Origin of the sequence: Streptomyces sp. NBC_00523 (assembly GCF_036346615.1) — a bacterium.
Classification (GTDB): domain Bacteria; phylum Actinomycetota; class Actinomycetes; order Streptomycetales; family Streptomycetaceae; genus Streptomyces.
In genome coordinates this window covers 1,739,021-1,756,548 of sequence record NZ_CP107836.1, presented here as the reverse complement: position 1 = coordinate 1,756,548, position 17,528 = coordinate 1,739,021, and the positions used below count along the sequence as shown (strand labels likewise).

Here is a 17,528-nt window from a genome sequence, read left to right as displayed (position 1 = left end):
GTGAGGGCCTTCCGGTTCGGTGTGGATTGCGATGTCAACACCTGACCGAAAGGCCCTCGTGCCCCACCGTAATGCACCCCTGACCGAGACTGGACGCCTGCGCCTGGCCCGCTGTGTGGTCGAGGAGGGCTGGCCGCTGCGCCGAGCCGCCGAACGCTTCCAGGTCTCACCAACCACAGCCCAGCGCTGGGCCGGCCGCTACCGGCACCTCGGTGAAGCGGGCATGACCGACCGCTCCTCGCGTCCTCGTCACAGTCCCGGGCGGACCCCGACCCGCACCGAGCGGCGCATCATCAAAGTTCGTGTCCTACGGCGCTGGGGCCCGGCCCGCATCGCCCACCACCTGCGACTGGTGCCCTCGACCGTGCACCGGGTCCTCACCCGGTTCGGGCTCGCCCGTCTAACCCATCTGGACCGTGCGACCGGCCGGAACATACGCCGCTACGAACGCGAGAAGCCCGGCGAACTGGTGCACGTGGACATCAAGAAGCTCGGCAACATCCCCGACGGCGGCGGCCACAAGGTGCTGGGCCGCCAGGCCGGCCGCAAGACCCGCAAGAGCGCCGGCTACAGCTACATCCACACCGCCGTCGACGACCACTCCCGCCTCGCCTACAGCGAGATCCACACCAACGAGAAGAAGGAGACCGCCACCGCCTTCTGGCAGCGGGCCCACGCCTACTTCACCAGCGCAGGCATCACCGTCGAACGCGTCCTGACCGACAACGGCTCCTGCTACAAGTCCCACACCTGGCGCGACACCCTGGCAGCGGCCGGGATCACCCACAAGCGAACCCGCCCCTACCGGCCGCAGACCAACGGCAAGGTCGAACGCCTCAACCGCACCCTGCTCGACGAGTGGGCCTACGCCCGCCCCTACCAATCAGAGCAGGAACGACGCGACGCGTTCCCCGGCTGGCTGCACACCTACAATCACCACCGCGGACACACCGCGCTCGCAGGCAAGCCACCCGCCAGCCGCGTCCCCAACCTCACAGGGCAATACAGCTAGGGCGTGCCCGGAGGAGGGCCCTTGCCGCGTGGGCCGTGGTCGGGGTCGTACGGCGGGATCGAGCGGCCCGGCTGGTAGTACGCGCCCTGACGCATCCGGTGCACGACCACGCACAGGTCCACCAGGACCAGGACGAGCAGCACCCCGCAGACGGCGGCCCAGCCGGTGCGGCCGTTCACGGCGAAGGCCGTCACCCCGAAGACGGCCCAGGCCAGGCCCCATAGACTCAGCCAGAGCCGCATCCGCAGCGGACTGCGGGCGGTCGTCGGTTCATTCCCGGTACGCATGGCATCGCCTCCCTACCAGCATGGACCCACGGCCGGACAGGTGCGGCGCGAGAGGGCGGGGGCCGACGGTGACCGGTACGACGACAGGGGCGGACCTCCCGGTGCGCCGGGCCAGGGTGCGCGGATGTCTGCTGGGCGGGGCGATCGGGGACGCCCTGGGCAACCCGGTCGAGTTCCTGTCGCTCGCGGGCATCCGGCGCGCGCACGGCGAGCGTGGCGTACGCGGCATGACTCCGGACGACGAAGGGGTCGTCGGCCGGATCACGGACGACACCCAGATGACGCTGTTCACCGCCGAGGGGCTGATCCGGGCGCACTCCCGCGCCATGGCCAAGGGCATCGGCGGCGCCGAGACGGGCATCGTCAGGAACGCGTACCGGCGCTGGCTGGACACGCAGAACCACCCGGCGCCGCCCGCCGCCCCGGCCGAGCATCCCGTCCGCAACGGATGGCTCCGGCAGCAGCCCTGGCTGTACGCCCGGCGCGCCCCCGGGAACGCCTGCCTGACCGGCCTCGCCGCCGGCCACATCCCGGACCCGAGGGGCCCGATCGGCGAGCCCGGCCCGGTCAACACCGGCTCCAAGGGCTGCGGCACCGTCATGCGGTCCGCGCCCTTCGGCCTGACCGGCGAGGACCCGGCCACCGGCTTCGCGCTCGCAGCCCGGTGCGCGCAGATCACCCACGGCCATCCCACCGGCGCCTACGCGGCCGGGGCGCTCGCGGCGATCGTCGGATACCTCCTGGAGGGCGACTCGTTGCCCGGTGCCGTGCTGCGGGCCATGGACCTGCTCGCCCGGCACCGGGGCCACGAGGAGACCACCGCCGCCCTGCGCGCGGCCGTCGATCTGTCGGCGGCGAACGGGCCGAGCGCCGAGAAGGTGGAGTCCCTGGGGCAGGGCTGGGTGGCGGAAGAGGCGCTGGCCATCGCGGTGTACTGCGCGCTCGTCCTGCCGGAGCCCGGCCAGGTCGCCGAGGCCCTGCTGCTGTCCGTCAACCACTCCGGCGACAGCGACTCCACCGGCGCGGTCTGCGGCAACCTGCTGGGCGCCCACCACGGCGACACCCGCCTCCCTCCGCACTGGCTGGTGCTGACGGAGGGACGCGGGGTGATCGCCGAGGTGGCCGACGACCTGTGCCTGGAGTTCGCGCACGCCGTCGAGTGGCCGCAGGACCGCTACCCGGGCTGCTGAGTCAGTCGGTGAGCAGCTTCGCCCGCAGCGCCGCCACGGTCGCCGCGTCGAGCTTCAGCCCCTCGCGTACGTACGTGTCGAAGTCGCCGTAGATCTGGTCCACCTCGGCGTACGCGGCGCGCAGCCAGCTCAGCTCCACGGCCTTCGGGTCGCCGGTGTACTGGTTGCTGGCCAGGAAGTCCGCCTCGACCGTGGCCCGGGGGACACCGAGCAGGGTGAGCAGGACGGCCGTGCCCCAGCCGGTGCGGTCCTTGCCCGCGCTGCAGTGGAAGACCGTGGCGCCGGAGGTGTTCGAGGCGACGGCCGTGACGAGGTCGTGGAAGGCGTGGTCCGCGCCCACGAAGTTGACCATGAACGGGTAGCCGATGGACTGGCCGAGGTCCGAGGAGCCGGAGAAGAGCCCGGCGGCGATGGCCTCCGCCAGGGTCATCAGGGCCGAGTCGTGGAAGCGGATGCCGTGCGCGAGCGAGACGACGTCCGCGACCTGGTAGCGCACCCCGGCGGGCAGCCGGTCCGGGTCGTCGTGGCGCTCCTGGGCATTGCGCAGGTCCACGTCGAGCGTGAGTTTCTGGGAGACGAGCCGCTGCTGGTCGGCGTCGGTGAGACCGCTCAGCTTGTTGGAGCGGTAGACCAGGCCCGGGCGCACCCAGTGCCCGTCCGTGGTGCGGTAGCCGCCGATGTCCCGGAAGTTGCGGGCGGAGGCCAGGCCGAGTGAGCGGTCGGCGACGACGAGCGGGCTGCCGTTGTCCGGGACCAGCCGGAAGTACCAGCGCCCGGCCTCCGGGAGTGTGCCCGGGGCGACGGTCAGCGAGCCGGTGCCGGGGGCCGTGCCGAGCGCGGTGCCGGTGGTGGCGTCGGGCGAGGTGACGGCGGTGACGGTCACCGATCCGGCGGGCGATGCCCAGGACAGGGTGTGGCCGCCGTCGGCGGTGCGGGTGGCGGTGGCCGCCGTGAACGGGACGGCGGACTGCGCGACGGCCGAAGCGGTCGCGGGCGGCGCGGCGAGGGCGGCCGGGGCCATGACCGTACCGGTGAGGAGGGCGGTGGCGAGGACGGCTCCGGCGATGCGGTGCGTACGCATGGTGCTCCTTGTCGTGACCCTGCGGGGCAGGGGAGGCGTCAGGAGGTCGGGGTGGCGGTGCACGGGGTGGTGCCGCAGACATTGATGACCCGGCCGGTGGTCAGGAAGGTGGCTTTCTGCTGACGTGCGGCGGGCGAGTTGCGGGGATCTTCGTGCGGGTCGTGCCCGTACGCCGGTCCGGCGGGCGGGGTGTTGGTCACCGGGGGCGTGGGCGTACCGCTGTCCCAGACGGTCATCGCCGATCCCCGGTACGGGAGTTGGCGCGGGGCGATGCGCCGGATGCCCCAGTACGGGACGGTGTCGGGGCTGCGGCCCCCGGCGAGCGCGGGGGTGAGCAGCCGGGCGCCGAGGGTGCGCGCCTCCACGTCGGCCGCCGCGTTCGCGACCTGGTGGTCGCCGTACGCGATATGCATGAGGACCTGGTGACGGTCGGTGAGGTGGGTGGCGTACGCGTCGGTCTCGCCCCGGTCCCAGACCATCTGGAAGAGCTGGAGGACCAGTTGCTGGTGCAGCTTGTCCGGGTAGGCGGCGTCCAGGACCTGCTGGAAGGGGGCGAAGTCGGCGCTGCGGTTGAGGAGCAGGCCGTAGTTCATGCCGGTGACGCCGAGCACCCCGCGCCGGATGTCGGTGGAGGCGGCGACGAGCGCGCCGCCGAGGATGCCGCCCTGGCTGTTCCCGTCGTACGCGAGTCCGTGCCGGGTGTCCACGAGCGGACGCCCGTCGGCCGTGCGGAACGCCGGGTCGGTGGTCAGGCCCCGGGCGTGGATCAGGGCGCGGCCGAGGAACAGGGCGTTCAGCATGCCCTGTTCGCTGCGCTCGGGGACGGCCGGGAAGAGGCTCGGGTCGGCGAGCGCGGCCAGCACGACGGGGATGTCGTCCTTGGCCATGCCGCTCCAGTCCGTCGCGCAGAACGTGAAGTCGTGCTCGGCGGCCATGTCCTTGACGTTGCCCGCGCCGACCTCGTTGCGTGAGCCGAGCAGCCCGTGCCCGTACAGCGAGGGGTGCGAGGGGCTGCGGAACGCGGCGCGCGGGATCTCGCAGCGGAACGCGGCGGTCTGGGTGCTGCCCGGAAGCGCGCGCGGGGTGCCGTTCCGGTCGCGGTTCAGCACCGAGCCGGGCGGCCCGCCGGGCGCGTCCAGATAGCCCGGGACGGTGATATCGCCGGTGACCTCACGGGCGATCCGGGCGTCCTGCTCCTCGGTGAAGTCGGTGACCCCGGTGACCGTGAAGGCGGGCGAGCGGTCGCCGAGCCTGCGGAACGCGTCGTCGCGGAGGGTGAACAGGTCGCCGGTGAGGCTGCGCGTCGAGGCGACCGTGAAGTCCCAGGCGAGGTGGAGCCCCTGGGAGGAGACGCCCGCCCGGCGCAGCGCGGACAGCGCGGGCCGCAGCCGGTCCTGGCGGGCGCGCAGCGGATCGTGGGCGGTCAGCCGCTTCCCGGCGACGGCGGCGAAGGGGGCGGCGGCCGGAATCGTACGGCCCGACCCGTCCTTGAGGTGGCGCAGCGCCACGGCGTAGTGGTGGCCGTCCTCGAAATTGCGGGCCGGGTGGATCAGCAGGGCCCGGCGCGCGGGGTCGGTGGCGTTGCTGTCCGGCTCGGCCCAGTACGGCCACCGCTCACCGGTGGTGGTGTCCAGCAGGACGACGGGCGCGTTCCGGTCCAGGGAGCGGCCGATGTCGGTGAGCGGGGCCGCGCCGGTCCGGGCCAGGTCGAGCCCCGGGACCTGGGCGATCAGCGTGGAGCCGGGGGAGAAGCCGTCGGACCGGTTCCAGGCGGCCGGGTCGACGGCCTGCCCGGTCGCGGGCCGGGGCAGCGCCGAGGCGTCGAAGGCCACCCGGCGGCCCGTGTCGGTGCGCGGGTCCGGCCGGGTGTACCAGTCGTTGGGGAACGGCAGCAGGCACTCGGCGGGTGCCAGCGGGTCGCAGCTCCGCGCCGGGGAGGGGTCCGCCGGGGCCGCGTGGGCGGGCGGGGCGAGGAGCGCGGCCGTGCCGAGCGCGAGCGCGAGCAGTCCGTCGAGCATCCGCTGCCGCACGGCTCAGCTCCCCTGGAGGTGGGCGCCGATGATGCGCGCGTAGGCGGCCTCGCCCCGCTGGTTCGGGTGCAGCGGGGCGGCCGACGCGGTCGGTACGTATCCCTCGACCCACTTGTCGGACGGGGCCTGGCAGGCGTCGTGGCCCTTGCTCGGCGTGGCGACGTCGATGTACTCGGCGCCGTGCGCGGCGCTCTGCTCGGCGATCACCGCGTTCATCCGGTTGACGCTGCCCTGGAGGAAGTCCGCGTCGACCGGCAGCACCGGCTGCAGCGGCCAGCAGCCGCCCGGCTTGATGTAGAGCCCGTAGCCCGTCACGAGGACCCTGGCCTGCGGCGAGCGCTGGTGGATTCCGTCCAGTACGGCTCCGAGGCGCGGCGCGAAGGCGTCGATCCGCTGCGCCACCTGGTCGACCCCGCCCTCGGTCAGCTTGTCCTTGCACGGGGTCGCGGTCGGGTCGAGCTGCATGCAGTCCTGCGCGATGCCGACGAGACCGGCGTCGTTGCCGCCGATGGTGAGGGTCACCAGATCGGTGTCGGCGCGCAGCGCGTCGAACTGGGGCGCCGCCGAGCCCATCGGCACGTCGAGCAGCGACAGCGACTGCTTCTCCGTCATGTGCTTGGACTGGGCCCCGCTGCAGGTGACGTCGCGCAGCGAGGCGCCGATGCTCGCCGCCAGCTCGTGCGCGTAGTTGTGGGTGGAACGGCCGCAGGCCAGCGGTCCGGTGATGCCCGGGATGAGCGGCCCGGAGGCCATCGAGTCGCCGAGGGCCACGTACTGCACGGGGGCGTCGGCGCTCGCCGCCCAGGCGCCGGAGGCGGTGGTGCCGACGGCCAGGGAGGCCAGGGCGGCGGCGGTGGCGGCTCCTCTGACCGTACGACAGAACGTCTTGTTCCGGGACGAGTTCATGACGACCTCCGGTGCGCTATGAGTGGGGGCATGGCGGGTGTCGCCGGTCATCATGCAGACTCGAACGCCGTCGTTTAACTGGTGGGTAACGCAGACTTAGCCGGGGGCTTTTGTGACGCGTGACAATGAACGGGCCGACAGGCAGCGGCCGTTGGCCATCGCCGGACGCCCCGTGGCGGTACGACTGCGGGCCCGCGTCCCCGCCCTGACCACCCGGGTGGTCGCCCGTCTTCTCAGTGACCTCCCGGTCTACGCGGAGCTGCCGCACGAGGAGATCGCGGGCGACATCGCGGACATCGTCCAGCACAATCTGCGGCTCTTCGCGGACGTCCTCGAACACCGCAGGGCCGCCACCGACGGCGAACTCGCCCAGCAGCGCGACTCGGCGGCCCAGCGTGCCGAGGAGGGCGTGCCGCTGGACGCCATCCTCACCGCCTACCAGGTCGGCGTCGCGATGTGCTGGGAGGAGACCGCGCAGGACGCCGGGCCCGGGGACCTGCCCGCCGTCCTGGAGATCATGGACCGCATCCTCGTCCTCCAGCAGCAGCTGACCTCCGCGGTGAGCGGTGCCTATCTGGAGGCCCGGCAGATCCTGGACAGCCAGGAGCACGGCGGCCGGCACGCGCTGATGGCCGCGCTGCTGACCGGTGAGGACCTGGACGGCTTCACCCGCCGCACCGGCCTGCGCCCGGCCGCCCGCTATCTGACGATGACGCTCGCACTGGCCCCGCACCCGGACGAGACGGGGGCGGGACCGGCGCGGGGGGCGGGGACCGGCTCCGGGGCGGGCGCGGGCGTGGCCGCCCGGCGGAAGATACGGCGCATCCGGACGACCCTCGACCGGTTCGCCGGGACGCCCGCGCTGACCGCCCTGGACGCGTCCGGCGGGACCGTGCTGCTGCCCGTCGCGGAGCCGCCGCGGTGGGACGGGCCCGGCGGGCTGTGCGACCTGATCGCCGAGGCGACCCGGGCGGCGGGGGTCCCCGTCACGGCCGCCGCCGAGACCGCCACGCCGGGCGGGGTGCCCGCGGCGGTGGCCCGGAACGGGGAGATCGTGGACCTGGTGGCCCGGACCGGCCGGGCCCCCGGCCTCTACCGGCTGGCCGACGTGCTCCTGGAGTACCAGCTGAGCAGGCCCAGCGAGGCGCTGCGCGGGCTCGCGGGGCTGCTGAGCCCGCTGGACGCCAAGCCGGAGCTGCTGCACACGCTGGAGACGTACCTCGGACACGGCCTCGACCGCCGGGCCGCGGCGGCGGCGCTGCACGTCCACCCCAACACCGTCGACTACCGCATCCGCCGCATCGACCGCCTCACCGGCCTCTCCCCGGCCCGGCCCGCAGACCTCCAGCACCTGAGCGCCGCCCTGGTCGCGCGCCGCTCCGTGTGAGGAGCGGGAACGAGTGCCCCCGTGCGGTCGTTCGGTGGGTATGAGCGGACAACTGGTGCGTGAGGGTTACTCAGGGACCGGGCCGGGCGCGATCACCCCGGACGGCTGCGCGGTCGAGCTGTACACCCGGCTGCCCGTGCGCGACGAACCGGACGTGATCGAGGCGGCCGTCCCCGCCGGTGCGCACATTCTGGAACTGGGCTGCGGGGTGGGCCGGGTGACGCATCCGCTGATCGAGCGCGGCTTCCGGATAACGGCGGTGGACGAGTCCCCGCAGATGCTGGAGCGGGTGCGCGGCGCGCGGACGGTGTGCTCCCCGATCGAGTCCCTGGACCTCGGCGAGGAGACCTTCGACGTCGTCATGCTCGGCTCGTTCCTCGTCCACGCGGGCGACCCCGGGGTGCGCGACGGGCTGCTGCGGACCTGCCGCCGTTACGTACGCGACGGGGGCGTGGTGCTCCTCCAGCGCGAGGGGGCGGACTACCACGTCCCGCGCGAGCGCACCGACCCCGGCGGTCACACCGTGCGCATCGTCTCCTCGGAGCCGGTCGGCGACGGGGTGCGCTCGGTGCGCGCGGAGTACGAGTTCCCCGACGCCCGGTGGACGCAGACCTTCCGGTCCCGGCCGCTGACGAAGGAGGAGTTCGAAGGGCACCTGGAAGCGGCCGGGCTGAAGGTGGACCGCTGTCTCACGGACGACGGCATCTGGGTGCGGGCCGTGCCCGTGTAGCGGCCGCCCGGGCGGTCAGTGGATGGTGCTGAAGCTGCGCCAGGGGCGCGCGTTCGGCGCGTTGACGTCCGAGAACGTCGTGGCGACGTACGTCGTGCCCTTGCCGGTGCAGTTGGGCGTCCGGTACAGCACGATGTCGACCAGCGTCTCGTTGGCCACCGCCTTCGCACCGGCCGGGGCGAGCCGGTGGCAGCCCTTGACCGAGGGGCTGTTCACCTCGACCACGGCGTCCCGCTCGGTGGTGTAGATGACCGGGCCGACCGCGGTCCGGCCGAGGCCCGAGCAGCCTGCGACGGTGAGGGTCAGGAACACGGCCTGGGCGGCGATGCCGAGCCGGCGGCGTCGGCGGTCGATCACGGGCATGGGCGGATCCTCGTCTGTCTCGTCACCACGCACACCGCGGGTGTACGTGCCGGTGCCGCTCACCCTGCCCGCTTCCCCGGGCCCCGGCATCCGGGAAGCGGCCGGGCGGGGGAGCGCGACCGCACCCGGCGTACCCGCGGACGCTCGACCCTGAGCAGAACCGGGCATACCGTGGTAATAGCGCACGAATGAGGTGCGAGGTCGAGAGCCGGGGATGTCCGGCTGGCAGGGGGCCGTCATGGTCCAGGACCTCTTGATCGCGGTGGTCGCGGCAGCGGCGGTGGGCGCCCTGTACCTGGCAGCGGCCGCCAGGGTCGTCAGGCAGTACGAACGGGGCGTGGTCCTCAGACTGGGCCGGCTCCGCGACGAGGTGCGTTCGCCGGGCTTCACGATGGTGCTGCCGGGCGTCGACCGGCTGCGCAAGGTCAACATGCAGATCGTGACCATGCCCGTGCCGGCCCAGGACGGGATCACCCGGGACAACGTCACGGTCCGGGTGGACGCCGTCATCTACTTCAAGGTCGTCGACCCGGCGAGCGCGGTCGTGGAGGTCGAGGACTACCGTTTCGCGGTCTCGCAGATGGCGCAGACGTCCCTGCGTTCCATCATCGGCAAGAGCGATCTGGACGACCTCCTGTCCAACCGGGAGAAGCTGAACCAGGGCCTGGAGCTGATGATCGACAGCCCCGCGGTCGGCTGGGGCGTCCAGATCGACCGGGTCGAGATCAAGGACGTCTCGCTGCCGGAGACCATGAAACGCTCCATGGCCCGCCAGGCCGAGGCCGACCGTGAGCGGCGCGCCCGGGTCATCAACGCGGACGCGGAACTCCAGGCGTCCAAGAAGCTGGCCGAGGCGGCGTCGGAGATGTCCACCCAGCCCGCCGCGCTCCAGCTGCGACTGCTCCAGACCGTGGTGGCCGTGGCGGCAGAGAAGAACTCCACCCTGGTGCTGCCGTTCCCGGTGGAGCTCCTGCGGTTCCTGGAACGGGCCCAGCAGGGGGCGCCGGGGGCGCCCGCTCCCGAGGCCGCGCAGACGCCGGACGCCGGTACGCGGGTGGGGCCGGCGGACTCCGGTACGTCTGCTCCGAACGGGGTGCGGCCCTCGGACTCCGGTGCGTCCGCCGCGGACGGGACGCGGTCCTCGGACTCCGGTGCGTCCGCCCCGGACGGGACGCGGCCCTCGGACCCCGGTACGCCGGACCCGCGTCCGGCCGTCTCCTCGCAGCCGTACGCCCACCACTGACCGCTCCGCGCGGTCGCTGCCCGGCCGCCGCCCGACCCGTACGAGCTGCGGGGACGGCGGCGGCCGGGCCTCGCCGGAGCCCGTTGTCAGAGCCCCCGCCTAGACTCGCGGAGCAGTGGGATCAGTCCGGGCCGTCCGTGCTGACCAGGGACGAAGCGCGTGAGGGGAGGGACCGATGGGCACCGCACCGTCGCCGCAGGACGCGGACGACAATCGTCTGCTGCGCTGCGCCGCCGTCTTCCTGCCCGGTACGCCGCCGCGCCGGGGCCGCGTCGCCTTCTGGGACCCGTTCGACGCCCCGCTCCCCGGGACCGAAGGCGCCCGGAGCGAGGAGATCACGGTCGTCCGGCCGTACGGCGCCGGGGGCGAGGTCCGCCCGCAGGCCGTGCCCGCGCTCCTGCTCACCGTCGCCGACGCCCTGCCCCTGCTCGCCCGCGCCCGCCACCTGCGCTCCGCCCACCCGGCCACCCGCGCCTGGGGCGCCGCCGCCCTGCACGCGCTGCACCTGGTGGCCGGCGGCCGCATGCTCCCCGGGCTGACGGCCGACGACCACGACGCCTGGCGGGCGGGCCCGCGCGACGCCGGGGACGTCGCCCACCTGCGCGCGGTGGCCGCCGCCCTGCCCTGGGAGGGATACGCCGTCCCGCTGCCCGGCCCGATCCCGCCCCGGCTGCCCGACCCCGAGGCGCTGATCGGCGCCTTCCTCGACGCCGTCGCCGACACGCTGCCCCGGACGCCCGCCGCGGCGTTCGCCGTGGGTGCCCCCTTCGCGGCGGCCGAGCCCCAGCATCTGCCCGGCGCCCGTGACTGGGCCGTCGAGGTCGCCTCGGGCCTGGACGCCGGGGTCCGGGTCTCGCTCCGCCTGGACCTGTCCGCGTACGAACTCTTCGACACGACCGGCCCCAACGATGCGACCGGCCCCGACGAGACAGGGGGCACCCCCGAGCGGCACGCCGCCGCCGCGATCACCCAGGTGCACAGCCTCGCCGACCCCACCTACGTGGTCGACGCCGCCGCCCTGTGGGCCGGTGAGGCGGGCGAGCCGTTCGGGCCCCGGGCCCGTGTCGACACCGCGCTCGCCCTGCGCCGCGCGGCCCGCGTCTGGGCCCCGCTCGAACGGCTGCTGGACCAGCCGGTCCCCGATGTGCTGGCCCTGGGCGAGGACGAGCTGTACGAGCTGCTGGGCGACGCCGGGAGCCGCCTCGCCGCCGCCGGAGTGAGCGTCCACTGGCCCAGGGAGCTGGCCCGCACCCTCACCGCCGCGGCCGTGGTCAGGCCCGCGCCCGGCACGGCCACGGACGGCACCGCGTTCTTCGACGCCGAACAGCTCTTCGCGTTCGACTGGCAGCTCTCGCTCGGCGACGAGCGGCTCACCGAGGCCGAGATGGACGTGCTCGCCGAGGCCCACCGCCCCGTGGTGCGGCTGCGGGACCAGTGGGTCGTCGTGGACCCCGCGCTCGTCCGCAAGGCCCGCAAGCGGGAGCTGGGCCTGCTCGACCCGGTGGACGCCCTGGCCGTCGCCCTGACCGGCAGCGCCGAGGTGGACGGCGAGCAGGTCGAGGCGGTGCCCGCCGGGGCGCTCGCGGAGCTGCGCACCCGCCTCCTCACCGACGACGCCCCGCTCGCCCCGCCGCCCGGACTCCACGCCACGCTCCGGGACTACCAGCTGCGCGGGCTCGCCTGGCTGGACCGGATGACCTCCCTCGGCCTCGGCGGCTGCCTCGCCGACGACATGGGCCTCGGCAAGACGATCACCCTGATCGCCCTCCACCTCCACCGCGCCCACCCCGCGCCCACACTGGTCATCTGCCCCGCCTCCCTGCTGGGCAACTGGCACCGCGAGATCAACCGCTTCGCCCCCGGCGTTCCCGTGCGCAGGTTCCACGGCACCGGCCGCAGCCTCACCGGGGCGGACCGGGGCTTCGTCCTCACCACGTACGGCACGATGCGCTCCAGCGCCGCCGAGCTGGCCGCCCACGGCTGGGGCCTGGTCGTCGCCGACGAGGCGCAGCACGTCAAGAACCCCCACTCGTCCACCGCCAAGGCCCTGCGCACCATCCCGTCCCCGGCGCGCGTCGCCCTCACCGGCACCCCGGTGGAGAACAACCTCTCCGAGCTGTGGGCGCTGCTCGACTGGACCACGCCCGGACTGCTCGGCCCGCTCAAGGCGTTCCGGGCCCGCCACGCCCGGATCGTGGAGAACACCGGCACGGCGGCGGGACTCGGCAACGACGAGGCGGTGGAGCGGCTGTCCCGGCTCGTGCGGCCGTTCCTGCTGCGCCGCAAGAAGTCCGACCCCGGGATCGCGCCCGAGCTGCCGCCCAAGACGGAGACCGACCACCCCGTCTTCCTCACCCGCGAGCAGGCCACGCTGTACGAGGCCACGGTGCGCGAGACCATGGCGTACATCGAGGCGTCCGAGGGCATCGCCCGGCGCGGCCTGATCATGAAGCTGCTGGCCTCGCTCAAGCAGATCTGCAACCACCCCGCGCAGTATCTGAAGGAGGACGCCGCCCGGCTCACCGGACGCTCCGGAAAGCTCGCCCTCCTGGACGAACTGCTCGACACGATCCTCGCCGAGGACGGCTCCGTGCTCGTCTTCACCCAGTACGTGACGATGGCCCGGCTGCTGTCCGCCCATCTGACCGCCCGCGCGATCCCCTCCCAGCTCCTCCACGGCGGTACGCCGGTGCCCGAGCGGGAACGGATGGTGGACCGCTTCCAGTCCGGCGAGGTCCCGGTCTTCCTGCTCTCCCTCAAGGCGGCGGGCACCGGGCTCAACCTCACCCGGGCCGCCCATGTCATCCACTACGACCGCTGGTGGAACCCGGCGGTCGAGGAGCAGGCCACGGACCGGGCCTACCGCATCGGCCAGACCCAGCCCGTCCAGGTGCACCGGCTGATCGCCGAGGGCACGGTGGAGGACCGGATCGGCGAGATGCTGCTCGCCAAGCGGGCCCTTGCCGACGCCGTCCTCGGCAGCGGCGAGAGCGCGCTCACCGAGCTGAGCGACCGCGACCTGGCCGACCTCGTCTCCCTCCGGAGGCCGTCATGAGCCCCGCCCCCCGCCGCACCGGCGCCCCCCGCCCCACCACCGGACCGCTCGCCGCCCGCCCCGGCGCCCGCTCCCGCCCCGGGCCCGACGACCTGCGGCGCACCTTCGAGGCCGTCCCGGCGCGCACGTCCGGGGAGGGCGAGCCGTTCGCGGAAAGCTGGTGGGGCCGGGCCTGGGTGGCGGCCCTCGAATCCCTGTCGATGGACGGCCCGCGCCTCGCCCGGGGGCGGGACTACGCGGACGGCGGCCACGTCGCCGCGATCACCGTCACCCCGGGGCACGTCGTCGCGTACGTGCACGGCAGCCGCCCCCGCCCGTACCGCGCGGAGCTGCGGCTGCGCACCTTCCCCGACCCCGACTGGGACACCCTGCTCGACGCGGTCGCCGCCCGCCCCGGCCACCTCGCCGCGCTCCTCGCCAAGGAGATGCCGCACTCCCTGGCCGACACGGCGACCGACGCCGGGATGACCCTGCTGCCCGCCCCGGGCGACCTCGACCCCGCCTGCACCTGCCCCGACCGGGGCCGGCCCTGCAAGCACGTCGCCGCCCTCAGCTACCAGATGGCCCTCCTGCTGGACACCGACCCGTTCGTCCTGCTCCTGCTGCGCGGCCGGGGCGAGCGCGAGCTGCTCGACGAGCTGGCCCGGCGCAACGCCGCGCACTCCGCCCGGGAGCGGCCCCCCGCCCCCGACACCCCGTCCGTCCCCGCCGAAGAGGCGGTGGCCGGCCGCTTCCTGCCCCCGCTGCCCGCGCCCTTCCCCGTCGACCCGCACCCGGGCCGCCCGCCCGCCTACCCGGTCCTCCCCGGCGCCCGGGACCCGCTCGCCCTGGACCAGCTCGCCACCGACGCGGCGGCCCGCGCCCACGCCCTGCTGACCACCGGCCACGACCCGCTCGCCGGGCTCACCACCTGGCAGGACGCCGTCCGCCTCGCCGCCGCCGGACCCACCGCCGGGCTCACCGCGACGACCCGCGCCCTCTACCGGGAGCTGGCCTCCGCCACCGGCCGCAACATCACGGACCTGGCCCGCGCCGTGGCCGCCTGGCGGCAGGGCGAGGCCGAGGGACTGGCGGTCCTGGAAACCCCGTGGGACCCCCCGGCCGGCCCGTTCGACCGCGCCCGCCCGGCCCTCGCCGCCGCCGGCTTCCCCCGCTTCCAGCCCTGGCGCAACCACCTCACGCACCCCGGCGGCGCTCTCCAGCTCCGCTTCGGCCGCGACGGCCGCTGGTACGGCTACGAGTCGGACCCGGGCCAGGACGAGTGGTGGCCGCGCGCCGCCCCCGACCACGACCCGGTCGGCGCGCTCCTGGAGCTGACCGGCGGCTGAGGGGCCCGCTGCTCAGCCGCCGTACCCGGGCGGCAGCACCGCGTCGACCACGGCGGCGGCGAACCCGGCCGGTACGGGCTCGTTCCTGAGCGCCGCCCGCACCCACACGGCCCCGGCGATCAGGTCGAGCAGCAGCTTCGTGTCGGCCCCCGGAGGCAGCTCCCCGCGTGCGGCGGCCCGGGCGAACACCGGCTGCTCGCGCGCGAACCGGTCCGCGAAGAAGTCCCGGGCGAGCGCGGCGAGCTCGTCGTCGGCCAGCCCCGTACCCGAGGCCAGGGCCCGCACGACCGCCCGCGTCCGTACGCCGGTGACCAGGGCGGCCACCTGCTCGGTGAGCGCGATCAGGTCCCCGCGCAGCGAACCGGTGTCGGGGACGTCGATGTCCAGCACCCGGGCCCGGAGCAGCGCCGCCCGCAGCAGCGCCGCCTTCGACGGCCACCAGCGGTAGATCGTCGTCTTGTTGACCCCCGCCTCCTGGGCGACGGCCTCGATCGTGAGCCCCGCGTACCCGCGCTCGGCGAGCAGCCGCAGCGTGGCGTCGAAGATCGCCTCGGCGGCGCGGGGGCCCTTCTCGGGGCGGGGGTGCGGGGAAGGGGCGGACATGGCGGCTCCGGAGAAAAGTGCAACGCAACGTTGCGTTGCATTATAGGCTGCGGCCGACCGTCGGCACACAACACGCAGGGGGATGCCATGAAGCACCGCGACAGGGTTTCCGGAGCGGTGACCTGGGGGCTGCTGGCCGCCTGGGCGGCCAACGACCTGGAGGAGATCGCCACTATGGCGGGCTGGCTCCGGACCGCGCGGCCCAGGCTCAGGAAGCGGCTGCCGTGGGTGCCCGACCGGGCGTGGGACCGGGCGGACCTCTCGCAGCGCGAGGTGAACACGGCCATCGGCCTGATGGGTGTGCTCATCGCGGCGGCCGCCGCCGACGGGGCGCGCACGGGCGGCCGCAGCCCCTTCTTCCGTACCGTCCTGGCCGGATTCGGGCTCCATGGTGTGGTGCACCTCGCGCAGTCGGCGGCGTACGGCGGCTACACCCCGGGCGTGGCCACCTCGCCGACCGTCGTCATCCCGTACTCGCTCTGGGCGCGGCGCCGGTTGCGGGCGGCGGGCATCCCGGTCGGCGGAGGCCGCGAGGCGGCGGCCGGACTGGCGCTCCTCCCGGCCGCCGTGGCGGGCGCGCACGCGGCGGCCCGGGTGCTGGCCCGGCCCCGTACGCCCGGCGCGTGAAAACGCCTGGGCCGGACCTCACGAGCCGCACCTCACGAGCCGGACTCAGAAATCGGCCGTCAGCCGCTCCTCCAGCCGCCCCACCGATTCCTGGGCGTACTCCTTCTCGTACGCGTCGCGGATGCGCTCGATCTGACGGCCGCGCAGCCGGGCCTCGGAGGCCGGGTAGAGCAGGGTCAGCTCGTAGCTGCGCTCGCGCTCGATGACGCCGCGGGAGTCGCGCCACTGACCCCGGCCGTCCTGGATGGTCAGCCCGTTCGGGAAGCGCGGGGTGACCTCCTCGTCGATGAAGGCGAGGAACTGCCGGTCGGTCACCACCGGCCCGCCGTCCGGGCGTTCGGTGCCGAAGAGCAGCCGGGTCTCGATGTAGTCCTTCCCCCGCACGGCCCCCGCCACCGCCGGGCGTGGTTCCGGAGAGGCGCCCGAGCCGAGCGTCGCGTACGCGACGGGCGTGCCCACCGCCAGGACGGCGAGCCCCGCCGTGGCGGCGACGAGCGCGGTCCGGCGGCGCGGACGGCGGCTGTCGGGGGAGTCGGCCGGCTCGCTCGCGGCGGCGGTGCGGGACAGGAGAGGCATGGCGGAGCCCTTCGATCCGGATACGGGAGAGGCGCGGAAGCGCGGGCCTCACTGTCGCAAGCGGGCCCCGGCCGAGGGCGGCGGAAGCGGGGCGTCATCGGGAATCCACCCGATCGGGCGGGCGTGCACCGGCGCGCGCAGGGGCACCGGCCGTACCCAAAAACCTTTGGCCCAGGCATCGTTGGCGCTGCTAACTTCCTGGACGTGGCGAAACTCAATCAGATCATCGCAGTGGAGAAGGGCGTCAAGTCCAAGGCACACCAGGACCTGACGGCGGCGCATCACGGCCTCCAGAAGGTCGGACTCCTGGCCGGGATCTCCCGGACCTACCAGCCGAAGGACGAGGAGGGCGAGCAGCTGCCGCCCGAGTCGACGCCGGTGCAGGTCAAGGCCGAGGACGTGCTGCGGGAGACCGCGAAGACGCTCACCCGCCTCTTCGACGTGACCGCCACGAAGGACTGGGCGAACTGCACGGCCCGCGCCGACGTCACGGTCGACGGCCGCGTCCTGGTGAGTGACGTACCGGTGTCCTACCTGCTCTTCCTGGAGAAGCAGCTCATCGACGTCAACACCTTCGTCCGCAAGCTGCCGGTGCTCGACGCCTCCGAGGCGTGGGCCCAGGACCCGTCGACCGACGCGTGGAAGACCGAGCCGGTCCGCACCCTGCGCACGAAGAAGGTGCCCCGCAACCACGTGAAGGCGGAGGCCACCGAGAAGCACCCGGCGCAGGTCGAGGTGTACTACGAGGACGTGCCGATCGGCTACTGGACGACCGTGAAGTTCTCCGGGGCGCTGCCCGCGCGCCGGGTCAACGAACTGCTCGACCGGGTCGAGAAGCTGCAGCAGGCCGTCAAGTTCGCCCGCGAGGAGGCCAACGGCGCGGACGTCACGGACCAGAGGGTGGGTGACGCCGTCTTCGGTTACCTCTTCGGGTGACCGACCATGGATTCCCCGGCGGCCGTCGAAGCCGTCGGGGTGCGCGAGGAGCGCAAAGCTGAAACTGAAGTTTGTCGTGACGAAGCGGGCTCCGGTGGAGACCGTGATCAATCTCAGACTCTCGCTCCAGGCTCAGCATGCGCCGCCTATCGCCGGATCAAACGGGCCCGTGCC

General features: G+C 74.1%; 16 protein-coding genes. 9 read left to right on the top strand and 7 right to left on the bottom strand.

Going from position 1 to position 17,528, the window contains the following annotated elements; genetic code table 11:
* Positions 1-58 precede the first annotated feature (58 nt).
* Entirely contained in the window at positions 59-1,012 is a 954-nt protein-coding gene (locus tag OHS17_RS07950) for an IS481 family transposase (protein WP_330311593.1), read from the top strand.
* On the opposite strand, the gene OHS17_RS07945 is transcribed toward OHS17_RS07950, so the two are convergent.
* Complete coding sequence (locus OHS17_RS07945) at positions 1,009-1,299, bottom strand: DUF6343 family protein (RefSeq protein WP_330311592.1); 291 nt, start codon at positions 1,297-1,299, stop codon at positions 1,009-1,011. The two genes, OHS17_RS07950 and OHS17_RS07945, sit on opposite strands and share 4 nt — an antisense overlap.
* 20 nt (positions 1,300-1,319) lie before the next feature.
* On the opposite strand from OHS17_RS07945, the gene OHS17_RS07940 reads away from it, so the two are divergent.
* Positions 1,320-2,489, top strand: coding sequence for an ADP-ribosylglycohydrolase family protein (locus OHS17_RS07940; protein ID WP_443066123.1), 1,170 nt, complete (start codon positions 1,320-1,322; stop codon positions 2,487-2,489).
* 1 nt (position 2,490) lies between these two features.
* Here the strand turns inward: OHS17_RS07940 and OHS17_RS07935 are convergent, their stop codons facing one another.
* From OHS17_RS07935 to OHS17_RS07925, 3 genes are read right to left on the bottom strand one after another with little or no spacing between them, the layout of a single operon-like run.
* On the bottom strand, positions 2,491-3,570 hold the full coding sequence (locus OHS17_RS07935; RefSeq protein ID WP_330311590.1) for a tyrosine-protein phosphatase: 1,080 nt from the start codon (positions 3,568-3,570) through the stop codon (positions 2,491-2,493).
* A gap of 38 nt (positions 3,571-3,608) precedes the next feature.
* Positions 3,609-5,600, bottom strand: a complete 1,992-nt coding sequence (locus tag OHS17_RS07930) for a hypothetical protein (protein WP_330311589.1) — start codon at positions 5,598-5,600, stop codon at positions 3,609-3,611.
* Positions 5,601-5,603: 3 nt separating this feature from the next.
* Positions 5,604-6,506, bottom strand: a complete 903-nt coding sequence (locus OHS17_RS07925) for an SGNH/GDSL hydrolase family protein (RefSeq protein WP_330311588.1) — start codon at positions 6,504-6,506, stop codon at positions 5,604-5,606.
* Between the two features lie 112 nt (positions 6,507-6,618).
* On the opposite strand from OHS17_RS07925, the gene OHS17_RS07920 reads away from it, so the two are divergent.
* Positions 6,619-7,893, top strand: a complete 1,275-nt coding sequence (locus OHS17_RS07920) for a PucR family transcriptional regulator (RefSeq protein WP_443066122.1) — start codon at positions 6,619-6,621, stop codon at positions 7,891-7,893.
* Positions 7,894-7,933: 40 nt separating this feature from the next.
* On the top strand, positions 7,934-8,623 hold the full coding sequence (locus OHS17_RS07915) for a class I SAM-dependent methyltransferase (protein ID WP_330311587.1): 690 nt from the start codon (positions 7,934-7,936) through the stop codon (positions 8,621-8,623).
* 15 nt (positions 8,624-8,638) lie between these two features.
* Here the strand turns inward: OHS17_RS07915 and OHS17_RS07910 are convergent, their stop codons facing one another.
* Positions 8,639-8,986 (bottom strand): hypothetical protein, encoded by a 348-nt coding sequence (locus OHS17_RS07910; RefSeq protein WP_330311586.1) that lies wholly within the window; start codon positions 8,984-8,986, stop codon positions 8,639-8,641.
* 238 nt (positions 8,987-9,224) lie between these two features.
* Between OHS17_RS07910 and OHS17_RS07905 the strand changes: the two genes are divergently transcribed.
* From OHS17_RS07905 to OHS17_RS07895, 3 genes are all read left to right on the top strand, one after another.
* Complete coding sequence (locus tag OHS17_RS07905) at positions 9,225-10,229, top strand: slipin family protein (protein ID WP_330315183.1); 1,005 nt, start codon at positions 9,225-9,227, stop codon at positions 10,227-10,229.
* A gap of 175 nt (positions 10,230-10,404) precedes the next feature.
* Positions 10,405-13,284, top strand: coding sequence for a DEAD/DEAH box helicase (locus tag OHS17_RS07900; protein ID WP_330311585.1), 2,880 nt, complete (start codon positions 10,405-10,407; stop codon positions 13,282-13,284).
* Complete coding sequence (locus OHS17_RS07895) at positions 13,281-14,612, top strand: SWIM zinc finger family protein (RefSeq protein WP_330311584.1); 1,332 nt, start codon at positions 13,281-13,283, stop codon at positions 14,610-14,612. The genes OHS17_RS07900 and OHS17_RS07895 overlap by 4 nt, the downstream gene beginning before the upstream one ends.
* A gap of 12 nt (positions 14,613-14,624) precedes the next feature.
* Here the strand turns inward: OHS17_RS07895 and OHS17_RS07890 are convergent, their stop codons facing one another.
* A complete protein-coding gene (locus tag OHS17_RS07890) occupies positions 14,625-15,215 on the bottom strand; it encodes a TetR/AcrR family transcriptional regulator (RefSeq protein ID WP_330311583.1) in 591 nt (196 codons plus the stop codon).
* A 117-nt stretch (positions 15,216-15,332) separates the two neighbouring features.
* On the opposite strand from OHS17_RS07890, the gene OHS17_RS07885 reads away from it, so the two are divergent.
* A complete protein-coding gene (locus tag OHS17_RS07885; RefSeq protein WP_330315182.1) occupies positions 15,333-15,842 on the top strand; it encodes an HXXEE domain-containing protein in 510 nt (169 codons plus the stop codon).
* 45 nt (positions 15,843-15,887) lie between these two features.
* On the opposite strand, the gene OHS17_RS07880 is transcribed toward OHS17_RS07885, so the two are convergent.
* Positions 15,888-16,418 carry a DUF3574 domain-containing protein gene (locus tag OHS17_RS07880; RefSeq protein ID WP_330311582.1) on the bottom strand — a complete coding sequence of 177 codons (531 nt, stop codon included), beginning with the start codon at positions 16,416-16,418 and terminating at the stop codon, positions 15,888-15,890.
* A 204-nt stretch (positions 16,419-16,622) separates the two neighbouring features.
* Here OHS17_RS07880 and OHS17_RS07875 point away from each other — a divergent pair, with 204 nt between their 5' ends.
* On the top strand, positions 16,623-17,354 hold the full coding sequence (locus OHS17_RS07875; protein WP_018104576.1) for a DUF7873 family protein: 732 nt from the start codon (positions 16,623-16,625) through the stop codon (positions 17,352-17,354).
* The last annotated feature ends 174 nt before the right edge of the window (positions 17,355-17,528 follow it).